Genomic DNA, 14,525 nt, shown 5'->3' on the forward strand with positions numbered 1-14,525 from the left:
CGACGGCCCGCCGGACGTCGCCGGGCGGGGGTCGCTTGCGGCTCGGATTGTGTTGGTTTGTGTTGCTGTGGCTGGGGTGGCGGTGTTGGTGGCGGGGGTGGTGATGGCGGGGCTCGCTCGGCAGTCGGCGCGGAACGTGTTGCAGCAGTCGTTGGCTGCGCAGGCCGACGTGATCGCCGGGCAGGTGGACGAGCGTGGGCTCGGGCCGCGGGCAGCCGGCCTCGGGCGGGTGGCGCAGGTTGTCCGGGGACAAGGCATTGTGGTCGTGCTCAACCTCCCCAAGCGTGGAATCCAGTCGAACGATCCGCGGTCCACCCAGGCCGCGACCGCGGCGGGCCTCGGCGACGCCGGAGGTGCGCAGCGGATCTCCGCACAGGTACAGGTGGACGGCAGCGACTACCTCGTCGAAGCCCGGGGCCTCTCGGACGCTTCCGGGTTCGCGCTGGTCGAGCCCGTGCATCTGGCGGCCGGCACCTGGCGGATCCTCGTCCGCAACATCCTGCTCGCCCTCGGGACGGGCCTGCTCGTCGCCGCGCTCGCCGGGGCCCTCCTCGGCCGGCTGCTCGGCCGCCCGTTGCGCCGTACGGCCGACGTCGCGGCCGCGATGCGCCAGGGCCGCCGCGATCTCCGCGCACCGGTCGAGGGACCGGTCGAGGTCGCCGAGGTGGCTGCCGCGGTCAACGAGCTCTCGATCGCGCTGCAGCACAGCGAGGCGCGGCAGCGCGAGTTCCTGCTGTCGGTCTCGCACGAGCTCCGGACGCCGCTGGCCGCGGTCCACGGGTTCGCCGAGTCGCTCGCCGACGGCGTCGCCACCGATCCGCGGCACGCCGGCCAGGTGATCCAGCAGGAGTCCCAGCGGCTCGACAGGCTGGTCAGCGACCTGCTCGACCTCGCGCGGATCGGTGCGGACCAGTTCCAGCTCGACCTCGCCCGGGTCGACCTCCGCGAGACGCTCGCCGCGGGTGCCGAGGTCTGGCGGGTGCGCTGCGACCGGCAAGGCGTCCGGTTCCGGCTCGATCTCCCGCCGGTACCCGCGGTCACCACCACGGACCCGCGCCGGATCCGGCAGGTCCTCGACGGGCTGGCCGAGAACGCGCTCCGCGTCACGCCCGCCGGTGCGCAGCTCACGCTCTCGTTGACCCGTCTCCAGAACGCCGTACAGCTCCAGGTCCGCGACGGCGGTCCCGGTCTGGCGCCGGAGGACTACGCGGTCGCGTTCCGGCCCGGCGTACTGAACCAGAAGTACCGGGGTCGCCGCCCGGTCGGATCCGGTATCGGTCTCGCACTGGCGCACGGGCTCGTCACCCGGCTGGGTGGCACCCTCGCCGCGGGACCGGCCCCGGAAGGCGGCGCCGCGTTCACGATCACGCTGCCGGCTACTTGACCAGGATCGACTTGGTGTCGGTGTCGGTGATGCTCCCGTCAGCCGGCGAGATCAGGTACGCGCTGATCTGCCACGGCCCCGGGCTGAGCATGAGCTGGAACGTGTACGACGAGAAGGTCTGCCCTTCCTTCGTGTTCGTGAAGCCCTTCCGCACCTCGCGGGTCTTCAGGTTCATGGCCTGGTAGTTGACCGTCGCCTCGAACGCCGCGGCCACGCCCTGGACGGTGACCTTCGGATCGAGGGCCTCGTTCTCGTACGGCGAGTCGATCCAGACCAGCGCCTGTACGTCGGCGGCCTGCGCGCGGTCCAACGGCTCGCTGGTGTCGATCTGCCCGAACAGCCGCGGTACGGTCTGCCCGCCCTGCGTCACGCGGATCGGCGTCTGGTTGTCCTTCAACGCGCCCTGCACGGTGTACACGAGCTGCTGCGCCGCCACCCGCGCGACGTCCGGGTCCAACGTGGCCTTCGGCAACTGCTTGAAGTCGACCGTGACCGCGTCCTCCGTCCGCGTCACGGCGTTCACCGCGGCACCACGCCAGACCGAGAAGTAGTCAGGGTCGGCCGGCTGCTTCGTGGTCATGATCCGGACCGCCTGCTCGGCCGGGCGTCCGCTCACCGTCGTCCAGGTGCGGTACAGCCGCGTGGACGTCTTCTTCGGTACGCCGACCTGCGCGCCCAGCCAGTACACCGGGACGAGCTGGCTCTTGACGATCTCCTCCGGTACGCCACGGTCCGTCGGCGCTGCGGTCTTCACGGCCTGGCTCGGAACCGGCGACACGGTCTGCACCGACGGCGCCTGGCTTTCCGGCAGCGCGGTCGCGGTGTTCGTCGTACCTTGGCCGGCAACCGAGTCCCCGTCGTTCGCGGTGGTGTCGGAGCCGTTGAACACGGTGAAGGCGCCGATCGCCGCGGCGGTACCGACCGCGGCCACGCCGGCGGTCAGGAACCAGGGGCGCCGGACCGACGGGCGCTGGGCGTGTGCGCGGGCGCGGATCTCCGGCAGCGCGTCGGCCGGTTCGATCCGGTCCGCCTCCTCCCGGAGGGCCCGCCGCATCAGCTCGTCGAACGGGTCTTTCGGCTGGTCACTCATACGTTCTGCTCCAGGAGCTGGCGCAGCGACTTGGTCGCGCGCGCGGCGTGGCTCTTCACGGAACCCCGGGTGATGCCCATCGTGTCGGCGATCTCCGCCTCCGACAGGTCGCCGTAGTACCGCAGGACCATCACGGTGCGTTGCTTCTCCGGCAGGGTCCGCATCGCCTCGATCACCCGGTCGGTCTCGGCGGTCCGCAGGACGGCCTGTTCGGCGCTCGGCTCGTCGGGCAGTGACTTCGGGGTGTGTTTGTCGACGACCACCAGGTGGCGCTGGCGGGACCGGCAGCGGTTCACCACCGCGGTCCGCAGGTACGCGAGCGCCTTGTGGGGGTCGCGTAGCCGGTTCCACCGGCCGTGCATGGCGACGAACGCGTCCTGCACGATCTCTTCGGCCGTACCGGTGTCGCGCAGCAGCAAGCTGCCGAGGCGGACGAGCGAGGTGTAGTGCGCGGTGTAGACGGCCGTCAGCGCCTCGTCGGCATCCCACGAGGACTCATGTGTCACGCACTCTTCGTACACCACGGCCGGTTGTGCCACGAAAAGACGACGCCAAGACCACATCCCAGGTTGACAACAGGATGGCCCGAACCAGTGGGATTCTGAAGGAATGAAGCAGGTTGGTGACGATCAGTGGTCGGGCCATCACGACATCACGTACGCCGCCGTCGCAAGGCTGTACCAGCAGCTGGCCGAGCCCGACGGCACGATCCACGGCATTTCACGCCAGCAGTACGCGGAAGCGCTCGACCGGGCCCAGGCACACCAGGACCGGACCCTGGGCGCCGGCGTGATCAAGAACTTCAACGGCACCGGCCTTCCGTTCCCGTACGCAGGCCCCGGTCCGACGATGCATTCGGCGTACGCGAACCCGGACGTGCAGCGCGAGCACTTCATGGCGGATCCGTACCGCGACGGCCGGGACAACCTGGAGCGCAACACCGAATACGTGCACGAACAGCTCGCCGCGGCGCACCGATCGGCCGACGAGGAGTTCAGGTACCTCGGAGCGGCCGCGCACGCCTTGCAGGACAGCTACTCCGGCGCGCACGCGTGGCGGGAGGACTCGGTGTACGACGGTGACGTGAACGCGCCCGTCCAGTCGCTGCACGTGTTCACACCGGTGCATGCCGTCGGCGCCGAGGACGGGCGGAACACGCACGCGGACGAGTTCGACGAGCCGCCGGTGAACTCCGGGTCCACCCGGGCGGCGATCGAGGCGACGTACTGGATGCTGCGCAGCTACGAACTGAACCGGAACCGGCCGTCGGATCTGGCCGACCGCGCGCGGCGCGCCGATCTCGGACCGATGTTGCGGCCGGCATCGTCCGGCGTCACCGTCAACCTGGTGCCCGACCGCGCGTGGCAGGCCGAACGCAACCGCCGGCTCGCGCTCGAACACGGCGTGATCCAGCCGGGTCCCGAGGCCGACGAGCTCGCCCGGCTGGCCGGCGTGCTGACGCCGAACCCGGCCCCCGGCGCCGCGGCGGACCGGTCAGCCGGTCCGGCTGTGGACGCGGCGGCTGCCGCCGCGGAGCGGCCGTCGCTGGGGACGCCCCGGCGAATTACACGTGAGGCTGTCGGACGGGACGGCTAGCATGGAAGCTCCAACACCAGTACCCAGGAGGAAGAGCCTGTCCAGGCCACGCAGTATCGAACCGGAGGCGCGTCCGAACGGCGCCACCTCCACCACGCAGGCGTCGCACAAGATCGTCGTGCCGAACAGCATCGACATGGTGGCCCTGCTCGGAGCCCGGGACGAGTTCCTCCGCATCATCGAGAAGGAGTTCGCCGCCGACATCCTGGTCCGCGGCAACGAGATCTCGATGACCGGTGAGCCTGCCGAGCTGGCGCTCACCGAACGGCTCTTCGACGAGCTGGTCGCGGTCGTGCGCACCGGGCACGGGCTGACCGCCGACTCCGTCGAGCGCAGCATCGCGATGATCAAGCAGGCCACCGCGGAGTCCCCGCGCGAGGTGCTGACCCAGAACATCCTGTCCAGCCGCGGCCGCACGATCCGGCCGAAGACGCTGAACCAGAAGCGGTACGTGGACGCGATCGACAAGAACACGATCGTGTTCGGCATCGGCCCGGCCGGTACCGGCAAGACCTACCTGGCGGTGGCCAAGGCGGTCCAGGCGCTGCAGGCCAAGGAGGTCAACCGGATCATCCTGACCCGGCCGGCCGTCGAGGCCGGCGAACGGCTCGGCTTCCTGCCCGGCACCCTGTCGGAGAAGATCGACCCGTACCTGCGGCCGCTGTACGACGCGCTGCACGACATGCTCGACCCGGAGTCCATCCCGCGGCTGATGACCGCCGGCACGATCGAGATCGCGCCGCTGGCCTACATGCGCGGCCGGACGCTGAACGACGCCTTCATCATCCTGGACGAGGCGCAGAACACCTCGCCGGAGCAGATGAAGATGTTCCTCACCCGGCTCGGCTTCGGCTCGAAGATGGTCGTCACCGGTGACGTCACCCAGGTCGACCTGCCGAACGGGATGAATTCCGGGCTCAAGGTGGTGCAGGAAATTCTCGATGGGGTGCAGGATCTGGCATTCTGCCGGTTGACATCGCATGACGTGGTCCGGCACAAGCTGGTCGGCCGGATCGTGTCGGCGTACGAAAACTACGAAGGCAGTGCTGATTCCCACCGATGAACGTCGAGGTCAACAACGAGTCCGGCGTGGAGATCGACGCGCACGGACTGATGCGGCTCAGCCGGTTCGTGATGTCGTCGCTGCGGCTGCACCCGGAGTGTGAGCTGTCGATCAAGCTGGTCGACGAGGACACCATGGCGCGGTACCACGTCGAGTTCCTGGACCTGCCGGGGCCGACCGACGTGATGTCGTGGCCGATGGACGAGCTGCGGCCGGGTTCGGACGGCGAGGCGGACGACGACCTGCCGCTCGGGCACCTGGGCGACATCGCCCTGTGCCCGACGGTGGCCGCCGCCCAGGGCGCGAAGGCCGGCCACGGCACGTGGGCCGAGCTGGAGCTGCTCACCGTGCACGGCATCCTGCACCTGCTCGGCTACGACCACGCGGAACCCGCCGAGAAAGCGGAGATGTGGGACGTCCAGGGCCGCCTGCTGGAAGCATGGCGCGCACCTGGTAACCGGCTAGAGGCGTGATAAACCCATGACGTACCACGACCTGGTTCTGCTGGTTGTGGCTGCGGTGCTCGTTCTGCTGGCCGGGCTGTTCGCCGGTGCGGAGGCGGCGCTGTCGTCGTACTCGAAGGTGCGCGCGAACGAGCAGGTCGAGCAGGGCAACCTGCGCGCGGTCCGGCTCCGGGACCTGCTCTCGGACGCCCCGCGGTACCTGAACTCGCTGCTCCTGCTCCGGCTGATCTGCGAGATCACCGCGATCGTGCTGGTCACCCAGGCGCTGTCCGACGTCCTCGAGGTGACCTGGGAACACATCCTGATCACCGCCGTGGTGATGGTGCTGGTGTCGTACGTGATCATCGGGGTCGCGCCGCGGACGCTCGGCCGGCAGCACTCGGACCGGTTCGCGATCCTGTCGGCCGGCCCGGTGATGGCGCTGACCCGGGTCCTCGGGCCGCTGCCGAAGCTGCTGATCCTGATCGGCAACGCGCTGACTCCGGGCAAGGGGTTCGCCGAAGGCCCGTTCGCGACCGAGGCCGAACTGCGCGCGCTGGTCGACTACGCGGAGAAGTCCGCGGTGATCGAGTCCGGCGAGCGGCAGATGATCCACTCGGTGTTCGAGCTCGGCGACACCATCGTCCGCGAGGTGATGGTGCCGCGGACCGACATGGTGTTCATCGAGAAGCACAAGAAGCTCCGCCAGCTCACCTCGCTGGCGCTGCGTTCGGGGTACTCGCGGATCCCGGTGATCGGCGAGTCGCTCGACGACATCGTCGGCGTCGTCTACCTCAAGGACGTGATGCGCCGGGTGTACGACAACGCCCAGGCCGAGTCGACCGAGCGGGTCGAGTCGGTGATGCGGCCGTGCATGTACGTCCCGGACTCGAAGCCGGTCGACGAGCTGCTGCGCGAGATGCAGGCGGCCCGGATGCACCTCGCGATCGTCGTCGACGAGTACGGCGGTACGGCCGGGCTGGTGGCGATCGAGGACATCCTGGAGGAGATCGTCGGCGAGATCACCGACGAGTACGACGAGGACCCGGACTCGGTGCAGCAGCTGTCCGACGGCGCGTACCGGGTGTCGGCGCGGCTGCCGATCGACGAGCTCGGCGAGCTGTTCGGCGTACCGCTGGACGACGACGACGTGGACACCGTCGGCGGCCTGATGGCCAAGCTGCTCGGCAAGGTCCCGATCCCCGGCGCCGAGGTCGCGATCGAGGGCCTGTCGCTGACCGCGGAGCGCCCGTCCGGCCGCCGGAACCAGGTAGGTACGGTTCTGGTACGGCGCACGGAACCGACCCCCGCGCCGCACGACCAGAACCACCAGCACGCCTGACCCACTCACCCGCCCGGTCCCCGGACCGGCGGTCACGTTTTTGGAGCTCTTGTTGTCAGACCTCTCGGCGGAGGACGCCAAGCTCGTCACCCTCGCCCGCGCTGCCCGTGCCCGGACCCGCGCCGCTGAAGGAGCGGCGGTCCGCGACTCCGACGGCCGTACGTACGCGGCCTGCACGGTCGGCCTGGACACGGTCGAGCTGACCGCGCTGCAGTTGGCGGTCGCGATGGCGCTCGCCTCCGGCGTGAAGGGCCTGGAAGCCGCCGCGGTCGTCACCGACGCGGAGTCCGTCGAGGTCAACGTCGTACGGCACTTCGCCGGCGCCAACATTCCCGTAGTAGTTGCCCTGGGCACCGGAGAGGTCCGCGATGTCGTCCACACCTGAGAACTTCAAGGCAGGCTTCGCCTGCTTCGTCGGGCGTCCCAACGCCGGCAAGTCGACGCTGACGAACGCGTTGGTCGGCAAGAAGATCGTGATCACCTCGTCGAAGCCGCAGACCACGCGGCACGCGGTCCGCGGCATCGTGCACCGGCCGGACGCGCAGCTGATCCTGGTCGACACCCCTGGGCTGCACAAGCCGCGGACGCTGCTCGGTGAGCGGCTGAACGACCTGGTCAAGACCACCTGGGCCGAGGTCGACGTGATCGCGGTCTGCCTGCCGGCCAGCGACAAGATCGGCCCCGGCGACCGGTTCCTGGTCAGCGAGGCAGCGAAGGTCGCGAAGACCCCGAAGGTTGCCCTCGCGACCAAGGCCGACCTGGTGGCGCCGGACCGGATGGTCGAGCACCTGGCCGAGATCCAGGCGCTGGGGGAGTCGGTCGGGATCGAGTGGGCCGCGGTCGTGCCGGTGTCGGCGACGTCCGGTTTCCAGGTCGACGTGGTCGCCGACGAGCTGGTCAAGCTGCTGCCGGACGGCTTCCCGCTGTACCCGGACGGCGACATCACCGACGAGCCCGAGGAGACGCTGGTCGCGGAGCTGATCCGCGAGGCCGCGCTGGAGGGCGTCCGGGACGAGCTGCCGCACTCGATCGCGGTCACCATCGACGAGATGAACCTGCGCGAGGACCGGCCGGCCGACAAGCCGCTGCTGGACATCTACGCGAACATCTTCCTCGAGCGGGAGAGCCAGAAGGGCATCGTGATCGGCCACAAGGGCGCCCGGCTGCGCGAGGTCGGCGCGGCCGCCCGCCAGCAGATCGAGGCCCTGCTCGGTACGCCGGTGTACCTCGACCTGCACGTGAAGATCGCGAAAAACTGGCAGACAGACGCCAAGAACCTCCGCAAACTGGGCTTCTGATGAATCTGCAGAATCCTGTGTACGCAGCCCTCACCGGGCCGCACGCGTCCTTCGCCGAGGTCCGCGGCAACGCCCGCCGCTATCCGGCCGCGGTCGCACCGTTCCTCGGCGTACCAGACGAGCCGACCGCCGCGGACTGGGCTGACGCGGCCGAGCTGCTCAGGGCCGGTGGCCCGGCCGCGCTGATGCGGCCCGAGTTCCCGGTCCCGGACGGCATCAAGCTGGACAGGATGTTCGACCTGGTCCAGTTCGTCGCACCGGCCGACCTGCCCGCCGAGGACCCGGAAGCGGTGCTGCTCGGTGCGGACGACGTACCGGACATGCTGGCGTTGGTCGCGCTCACCGATCCGGGTCCGTTCCGCAGCCGGACGATCGAGCTCGGCACGTACGTCGGCATCCGCCGCGACGGCGAGCTGGTCGCGATGGCCGGCACCCGGTTCAGCCTGCCGGAGTACGCCGAGATCAGCGCGGTCTGCACGCACCCGTCCGCCCGCGGTCAGGGCCTCGCGACCCGGCTGATCCGGGCCGTCGCCGCACATGTCGTGGCGACGTCGCGGACCCCGTTCCTGCACACCGGCGGCACCAACACCACCGCCATCCGGCTCTATGAGTCGCTCGGTTTCACCCTCTCCAATGAGATGAAGGTCACACTCGTCGAAGCGGTCTAGCCTGGAACCGTTGCAACAAGCTGCAACGGCGGCGTGTCCGCCGCCCGTGGGCGTTATGCTCTCGCACGACCTCGAGCCCCATCGAGGTTCTTCGTGTCCTGAGGGGGGACTCCCAGAATGAAACTGCAGCGCTTCGCGCTCGCCCTGGCCGGGGTCGGCATGCTCGCCGCCACGGCTGCTGCCGGCCCGGCTACCGCCGCCGTCCGGTCCGACCCGACGCCCGCGATCGCCAACCCGGCCACGGGCAACCTGAAGACCACGCCGAACAGCAAGCTCGCCTCCGCGGGATGCCGGCAGGACGTGGGCTTCAACACCCCGACGCCGGGGATCAACGATTTCCTGGTCACGCCGGGCAAACCGCCCCGCCCTGAGCTCTACGCGGAGTTCCGGTTCGTCGGCACCCGTCTCAATACAACGTGGTACGGCGTACAGACCGACGCGCACCTCTACTACCACGGCCTGTTCGTGCAGGGCGGGACGCTGTACCGCGGTGTCACCTACTTCGACACCGACAACCCGCGGCCGACGTACGCGCGGATCGGCTCCGGCTGGAGCAGCTTCACCCAGCTCGTCACGTCGAACTACGCGATCACCGCGCCGAACCGCTCGTACCTGTACGGGCTGAGCACCAACGGCAGCCTCTACCGCTACGCGGCGTCGGGTGCCACCTTCCGGGCGCTCGGCCACTTCCCCGGCTTCAAGGGTTTCAAGGCGATGACCGTGATCTCCGAGACCCCGACCTACGACACCCTGCTGATGACCACCAAGGCCGGTGCGCTGTGGACGGTCCGGATCCCGGCAGCGGCCTCGACCAAGCCGATCCTGAAGCTGGTGCGGAGCACGGGCTTCGCGGCGTACGAGTCGCTGGCCGCCCGGGAGTGCGGTGACAAGGGCGGCACGCTGGTGACCGGTTTCGACAACGACACCGACTCGGTCTACCAGTACGCGATGAGCAAGTTCAACGGCTCGAAGACCGCGGTCACGTCCTACGGCCGGATCCCGGGCGCCACTGTCCCGGGCACGGGCATCTTCTCGATCACCGGCCACTGGAACCAGCTGGTGGGGGAGTGATCCTGCAGTAGTGCAGAGCCGGGGGCGCCGCTCGATGCGGCGCCCCCGGTCTGTTTCAGAGGTACTTCTGGTAGTCCAGGAAGCGCGCGACGATGTGGTAGTTCAGCGCCTCGTTGATGCTGATCATGTGGTCGTTGGACTCGGCGTTCCAGGTGTCGATCTGGGTCAGCGCCGGCTCCTCCTCGCGCAGCCAGAGCAGCATCGCGGACTTGAGCAGCGCGCCGAGGCGGTGCCCGCGGTGGTCGCGGGACACGGCGGTGTCGTGCTGCTCGCCGATGTGCGGGCGCTCCCGCTCGACCGCGACGACGGTGTGGCCGGCCAGTTCACCGGTGTCCTTCGCGCGGGCGATCACCCGGTAGACCGTCCGGTCGCTCTTGCGCTGAGCTTCCTCGTACGCACGCAGGCGCTCCGGCGAGAAGACGTCGTCCTCGACGTCGAGGTCGTCCTTCGGCGCGTCGTTGATCGAGGCGGTGACCGCGACCATCCCCTCGAGCATGTCGTCGGGCAGCGCGCCGGTCAGCTTCAGCAACTCGTACCCGGACGCGGCCGCGGCGGACTCGTCGTACATCCGCTGGACGAGGTCCCAGTCGAGGCCGACCAGTTCCTGACGGCGGTTCACCTCGACCGACTTCTGCTCGAGCCCGTGCCGGGCCGCGAACGCCTTGGCCTTGGGCAGGTCGACCCCGCCGAAGCTGACCCCGGTCCGGCCCAGGTCACGGGTGAGCTTCTCCCCGTACTCGAACAGCGTCGAGCCGATGCCGCGACCACGGTGGTCGGGGTGCACCTTCACGTCGAGCCAGGTCTTGTCGGTGTTGTCGTACTGCGGGATGTCGACGACCAGCAGGCCGACCGCCGTCCCGTCGTCGTCGCGGGCCAGGTACGCCTCCGGGGGCTCGAGGTCCCAGCCGTAGCGCAGCATGTTCGCGAAGCTCCGCGGCGTGTGCTGGAGCACCTCCGGGCAGTCCACCTTCCAGCCGGCCGAGTCCACGGCGACGGCGTCCGCACATCCGATTTCGTCGTCGGGCGACAGCTTGATGATCTCCACGCCCACAGGGTCCACCGGAACGCAGGGTTACCGCATCTGGTTTATCCCCGGTCAGGTGTTGGCATCCCGTACGCGTGGTCGACGGTCATCGAGAACATCAGTCGCTTGTCCTGCACCATCACCGCGCGGTACTCGTCCCAGTCCGGGTGCTCGCCGGACGCGGTCCGGTAGTAGTCGACCAGGTCTTCGACCACCGCGTCGTGCGGATCGGCGGCGACCGGGCTGAGCTCGGCTTTCCCTTCAAGGACGACGTACGAACGCCCGCGCGGCCCGTCGACGTACAAGCTCGCCCGCGGATCGCGCCGCAGGTTCTTCGTCTTCGCCCGGCCGTCGGTCAGCGAGACCCGGACCCGCGTCCCGTCGAACACATAGGTGACGTTGGACAACTGCGGCCGCCCGTCCCGCTTGATCGTCACCAACACCCCGAGCCCGTGCGTACCGATCCGGTCGAGAAGAGTTTCTGTCATGGGGACACTCTATGAATTCAAGCGCTCTTGAAGGCAAGGAAGGGTTTGACCTCGGCCAGCCAGCGGCCGGGCCTGGCGGAGTGGATGCGGTGGCCGGCGTCGACCGTACGGATTGTTGCGTTGGGCATCGAGTTGGCCAGCAGCGCGAAGCGGGACTGGTCGAGATGGCTCTTCGGACCGCCGGCGAGGATCAGGGTGGGGGCTCCGACCTCGGGCAGGCCGGTCCACCAGGCCGGGTTCGGGCGGCGGAGATCGGTCATGACGTCGTCGAGCAGGCGAGGGTCGCAACGGCCGCGGGTCAGCAGGCCGGCGGCTCTCAGGACGAGGCTCGGGAGGTGGCGGGTGGTGGGTGAGCCGTCCTGCGCGTTCCGCGGCGGGACGGGGATCTCCTCGAGAACCAGGCGTTCCACCCAGTCGGGCTCGGCGACCGCGACGGCGCTCGCGACGAACGCGCCGAGGGAGTTGCCGACCAGCGTGACCGGGCCGTCGAGCTCACTCAGCACCTGGTCGCGGAAGTCGCTCAACCGATACGGCCGACGGCGCGGCGCGGTCCCGTGCCCGAGCAACGCCGGACAGCGCACCCGATATCCGAGCCCCTCGAACTCGGGCACGAACCGGTCCCACGTCGACGGCCCACTCGTACCAGCATGCAAACAGACGAGATCCTTCACGTAATACTCCCTACAAGTACGCCGGCCACGACAACGGCCAGCCCTGCGATGCGCGGCCGTTCGCGAAGAACGAGGGCACCGAGCAGTGCGCCGAGCACGACGTCGAGCGTCCGGCCGACCGCGACCGTGCCGACGTCCGCGAACGACAACGCCAGCAACCCGAGAGCAATCACGTAGACAGTGTCTACTGTACCTCCCTGGATCCTGTCTACTTCGGAGGTGGTGTACCGGAGAACGGGTAGTGGTGGCGGGGTACCGGGTGGGCTGAGCGCGACTGGACCGAGCGGCGGCCGGGGTCGAGGCTCAGCGGGCGACCACTACCCGTTCTTCGGTACGCCAGACCCCGGTTCGACGCGATGGGGCATGTGTGCATAGACTCGTCGGCATCATGCGGCACCAGCTTCTCCTCCTTCGCTGCCGCGGCGAGGCCTGACAAGGCCGGTTCCCTCGCCGCGGAGTCCTGACGTACGCCGGTCGTCCTTCACGACACCCGTACCTCCGAGGAGAACCCCCGTGGCACCGAAGAACCAGCCCAAGCCTGTTCAGCAGCCGTCCGGTATGCCGATCCATCGCTACCGCGCGTTCCCGCCGATCGACCTGCCGGACCGCACCTGGCCGGCGAAGTCCGTCGACAAGACGCCGCGCTGGCTGTCCACCGATCTCCGCGACGGCAACCAGGCGCTGGTCGAGCCGATGTCGCCGGCCCGCAAGCGGCGGATGTTCGACCTGCTGGTGAAGATGGGCTACAAGGAGATCGAGGTCGGTTTCCCGAGCGCCAGCCAGTACGACTTCGACTTCGTCCGGAGCCTGATCGAGGACGACGTGATCCCGGACGACGTGACGATCTCGGTGCTGACCCAGGCGCGCGAGGAGCTGATCGAGCGCACCGTGCAGTCGCTGCAGGGCTCGCCGAAGGCGACCATCCACCTGTACAACGCGACCGCCCCGCTGTTCCGCCGGGTGGTGTTCAACGTCGACAAGGCCGAGTGCCGCAACATCGCCGTCCGCGGTACCGAGACCGTGATGAAGTACGCCGACGAGATGCTCGGCGACTGCGAGTTCGGGTACCAGTACAGCCCGGAGATCTTCACCGGCACCGAGCTGGAGTTCGCGCTCGAGGTGTGCGAGGCGGTCAGCGACGTCTGGCAGCCCGCCGAAGGCCGCGAGATCATCCTGAACCTGCCGGCCACGGTCGAGATGTGCACCCCGAACGTGTACGCGGACCAGATCGAGTGGTTCGGCCGGAACCTGACCCGGCGCGAGTACAGCGCGATCAGCCTGCACCCGCACAACGACCGCGGTACGGCGGTGGCCGCGACCGAGCTGGCGCTGATGGCCGGCGCGGACCGGGTCGAGGGCTGCCTGTTCGGCCACGGCGAGCGGACCGGCAACGTCGACCTGGTGACGCTCGGGATGAACCTGTTCAGCCAGGGCATCGACCCGCAGATCGACTTCGCCGACATCGACGAGATCCGCCGTACGGTCGAGTACTGCACGCAGATGCGGGTCCCGGAGCGGCAGCCGTACGCCGGGGACCTGGTCTACACCGCCTTCTCCGGCTCGCACCAGGACGCGATCAAGAAGGGCCTGGAGGCGCTGGACAAGCAGGCCGCGGCCGAGGGCAGGCCGGTCGGCGAGATCACCTGGGAAGCGCCGTACCTGCCGATCGACCCGAAGGACGTCGGCCGGTCGTACGAGGCCGTGATCCGGGTCAACTCGCAGTCCGGCAAGGGCGGCGTCGCGTACATCATGAAGTCCGAGCACCGGCTCGACCTGCCGCGCCGGCTGCAGATCGAGTTCAGCCGGGTGATCCAGCAGCACACCGACAACGAGGGCGGCGAGGTCGGCCCGCAGCAGATGTGGGACATCTTCGCAGCCGAGTACCTGGCGCCGGGCAAGCTGTCACTGCTGAGCGTGAACTCGACGTCCGGTGAGGGGCAGGGCGACCAGCTCCGGGTTCAGGTCTATGCCAATGGTGTTCCCCACGAGTTGGTTGGCGAGGGCAACGGTCCGGTGTCGGCGTTCGTGGACGCGCTGCGGCCGCTGAAGTACGACGTCCGGGTGCTGGACTACCACGAGCACGCGCTCTCCGCCGGCGGCGACGCACTGGCCGCCGCGTACGTCGAGTGCGAGGTCGGTGACGAGGTGTTCTGGGGCGTCGGCCGGGACGCCAACATTCTCACCGCTTCGCTGAAGGCCGTCGTCTCGGCCGTCAACCGCGCCACGCGCTGACCCAACTTCCCCAGGTGCCCGCCTCCGTGTCGGAGCCGGGCACTTGCTGTACGCCCCGGTACCGTTTCGTCACGGTCCGCAACGTTGTCTCACTGTTGCCTCAAGTCGTTGACTCGGGGACCAGTGCTGCGCAGACTAGCGTCACTATGCGCAGC

General features: G+C 69.1%; 16 protein-coding genes. 10 read left to right on the forward strand and 6 right to left on the reverse strand.

Going from position 1 to position 14,525, the window contains the following annotated elements; genetic code table 11:
* The first annotated feature begins 76 nt into the window (after positions 1–76).
* Positions 77–1,384, forward strand: coding sequence for a sensor histidine kinase (locus ACFYRU_RS32570; RefSeq protein WP_387665721.1), 1,308 nt, complete (start codon positions 77–79; stop codon positions 1,382–1,384).
* On the opposite strand, the gene ACFYRU_RS32575 is transcribed toward ACFYRU_RS32570, so the two are convergent.
* Positions 1,377–2,474 carry a Gmad2 immunoglobulin-like domain-containing protein gene (locus ACFYRU_RS32575; RefSeq protein ID WP_387665723.1) on the reverse strand — a complete coding sequence of 366 codons (1,098 nt, stop codon included), beginning with the start codon at positions 2,472–2,474 and terminating at the stop codon, positions 1,377–1,379. The two genes, ACFYRU_RS32570 and ACFYRU_RS32575, sit on opposite strands and share 8 nt — an antisense overlap.
* On the reverse strand, positions 2,471–2,980 hold the full coding sequence (locus ACFYRU_RS32580) for a SigE family RNA polymerase sigma factor (RefSeq protein WP_387665725.1): 510 nt from the start codon (positions 2,978–2,980) through the stop codon (positions 2,471–2,473). The genes ACFYRU_RS32575 and ACFYRU_RS32580 overlap by 4 nt, the downstream gene beginning before the upstream one ends.
* Before the next feature lie 103 nt (positions 2,981–3,083).
* Here ACFYRU_RS32580 and ACFYRU_RS32585 point away from each other — a divergent pair, with 103 nt between their 5' ends.
* The 8 genes from ACFYRU_RS32585 to ACFYRU_RS32620 all read left to right on the forward strand — a co-directional run bounded on the left by ACFYRU_RS32585 (position 3,084) and on the right by ACFYRU_RS32620 (position 9,955).
* On the forward strand, positions 3,084–4,070 hold the full coding sequence (locus ACFYRU_RS32585) for a hypothetical protein (protein WP_387665728.1): 987 nt from the start codon (positions 3,084–3,086) through the stop codon (positions 4,068–4,070).
* 136 nt (positions 4,071–4,206) lie between these two features.
* The gene (locus ACFYRU_RS32590; protein ID WP_387666076.1) at positions 4,207–5,133 is read left to right on the forward strand and encodes a PhoH family protein; all 927 of its coding nucleotides are present in this window, start codon (positions 4,207–4,209) and stop codon (positions 5,131–5,133) included.
* Positions 5,130–5,606 carry an rRNA maturation RNase YbeY gene (gene ybeY / locus ACFYRU_RS32595; RefSeq protein WP_387665730.1) on the forward strand — a complete coding sequence of 159 codons (477 nt, stop codon included), beginning with the start codon at positions 5,130–5,132 and terminating at the stop codon, positions 5,604–5,606. Before ACFYRU_RS32590 ends, ybeY begins: the two co-directional genes overlap by 4 nt.
* A gap of 7 nt (positions 5,607–5,613) precedes the next feature.
* Positions 5,614–6,918, forward strand: a complete 1,305-nt coding sequence (locus tag ACFYRU_RS32600; protein ID WP_387665734.1) for a hemolysin family protein — start codon at positions 5,614–5,616, stop codon at positions 6,916–6,918.
* 49 nt (positions 6,919–6,967) lie between these two features.
* Positions 6,968–7,303 carry a cytidine deaminase gene (locus ACFYRU_RS32605; RefSeq protein WP_387666079.1) on the forward strand — a complete coding sequence of 112 codons (336 nt, stop codon included), beginning with the start codon at positions 6,968–6,970 and terminating at the stop codon, positions 7,301–7,303.
* The gene (gene era, locus ACFYRU_RS32610) at positions 7,287–8,216 is read left to right on the forward strand and encodes a GTPase Era (protein ID WP_387665737.1); all 930 of its coding nucleotides are present in this window, start codon (positions 7,287–7,289) and stop codon (positions 8,214–8,216) included. The genes ACFYRU_RS32605 and era overlap by 17 nt, the downstream gene beginning before the upstream one ends.
* Positions 8,216–8,884: a GNAT family N-acetyltransferase gene (locus ACFYRU_RS32615; protein ID WP_387665739.1), complete on the forward strand. Its 669-nt coding sequence runs from the start codon at positions 8,216–8,218 to the stop codon at positions 8,882–8,884. Before era ends, ACFYRU_RS32615 begins: the two co-directional genes overlap by 1 nt.
* 117 nt (positions 8,885–9,001) lie before the next feature.
* Positions 9,002–9,955 carry a hypothetical protein gene (locus tag ACFYRU_RS32620; RefSeq protein ID WP_387665742.1) on the forward strand — a complete coding sequence of 318 codons (954 nt, stop codon included), beginning with the start codon at positions 9,002–9,004 and terminating at the stop codon, positions 9,953–9,955.
* A gap of 55 nt (positions 9,956–10,010) precedes the next feature.
* Here the strand turns inward: ACFYRU_RS32620 and ACFYRU_RS32625 are convergent, their stop codons facing one another.
* From ACFYRU_RS32625 to ACFYRU_RS32640, 4 genes are read right to left on the reverse strand one after another with little or no spacing between them, the layout of a single operon-like run.
* On the reverse strand, positions 10,011–11,000 hold the full coding sequence (locus ACFYRU_RS32625) for a GNAT family N-acetyltransferase (protein ID WP_387665745.1): 990 nt from the start codon (positions 10,998–11,000) through the stop codon (positions 10,011–10,013).
* A 41-nt stretch (positions 11,001–11,041) separates the two neighbouring features.
* The gene (locus ACFYRU_RS32630) at positions 11,042–11,467 is read right to left on the reverse strand and encodes a PPOX class F420-dependent oxidoreductase (RefSeq protein WP_387665747.1); all 426 of its coding nucleotides are present in this window, start codon (positions 11,465–11,467) and stop codon (positions 11,042–11,044) included.
* A 17-nt stretch (positions 11,468–11,484) separates the two neighbouring features.
* Entirely contained in the window at positions 11,485–12,138 is a 654-nt protein-coding gene (locus ACFYRU_RS32635) for an alpha/beta fold hydrolase (protein ID WP_387665750.1), read from the reverse strand.
* Complete coding sequence (locus ACFYRU_RS32640) at positions 12,135–12,311, reverse strand: hypothetical protein (RefSeq protein ID WP_387665752.1); 177 nt, start codon at positions 12,309–12,311, stop codon at positions 12,135–12,137. The genes ACFYRU_RS32635 and ACFYRU_RS32640 overlap by 4 nt, the downstream gene beginning before the upstream one ends.
* A gap of 385 nt (positions 12,312–12,696) precedes the next feature.
* On the opposite strand from ACFYRU_RS32640, the gene leuA reads away from it, so the two are divergent.
* Positions 12,697–14,370, forward strand: coding sequence for a 2-isopropylmalate synthase (leuA, locus tag ACFYRU_RS32645; RefSeq protein WP_387666082.1), 1,674 nt, complete (start codon positions 12,697–12,699; stop codon positions 14,368–14,370).
* Positions 14,371–14,525: the final 155 nt, after the last annotated feature.

This window comes from Kribbella sp. NPDC004536, assembly GCF_042873835.1.
Classification (GTDB): Bacteria; Actinomycetota; Actinomycetes; order Propionibacteriales; family Kribbellaceae; genus Kribbella.

Coding starts and splice junctions, on each gene's coding strand:
- ACFYRU_RS32620 (WP_387665742.1), top strand. CDS start 9,002: ATGAAACTGCAGCGCTTCGCGCTCGCCCTGGCCGGGGTCGGCATGCTC.
- era (WP_387665737.1), top strand. CDS start 7,287: ATGTCGTCCACACCTGAGAACTTCAAGGCAGGCTTCGCCTGCTTCGTC.
- ACFYRU_RS32630 (WP_387665747.1), bottom strand. CDS start 11,467: ATGACAGAAACTCTTCTCGACCGGATCGGTACGCACGGGCTCGGGGTG.
- ybeY (WP_387665730.1), top strand. CDS start 5,130: ATGAACGTCGAGGTCAACAACGAGTCCGGCGTGGAGATCGACGCGCAC.
- ACFYRU_RS32590 (WP_387666076.1), top strand. CDS start 4,207: ATGGTGGCCCTGCTCGGAGCCCGGGACGAGTTCCTCCGCATCATCGAG.
- leuA (WP_387666082.1), top strand. CDS start 12,697: ATGCCGATCCATCGCTACCGCGCGTTCCCGCCGATCGACCTGCCGGAC.
- ACFYRU_RS32615 (WP_387665739.1), top strand. CDS start 8,216: ATGAATCTGCAGAATCCTGTGTACGCAGCCCTCACCGGGCCGCACGCG.
- ACFYRU_RS32600 (WP_387665734.1), top strand. CDS start 5,614: ATGACGTACCACGACCTGGTTCTGCTGGTTGTGGCTGCGGTGCTCGTT.
- ACFYRU_RS32575 (WP_387665723.1), bottom strand. CDS start 2,474: ATGAGTGACCAGCCGAAAGACCCGTTCGACGAGCTGATGCGGCGGGCC.
- ACFYRU_RS32585 (WP_387665728.1), top strand. CDS start 3,084: ATGAAGCAGGTTGGTGACGATCAGTGGTCGGGCCATCACGACATCACG.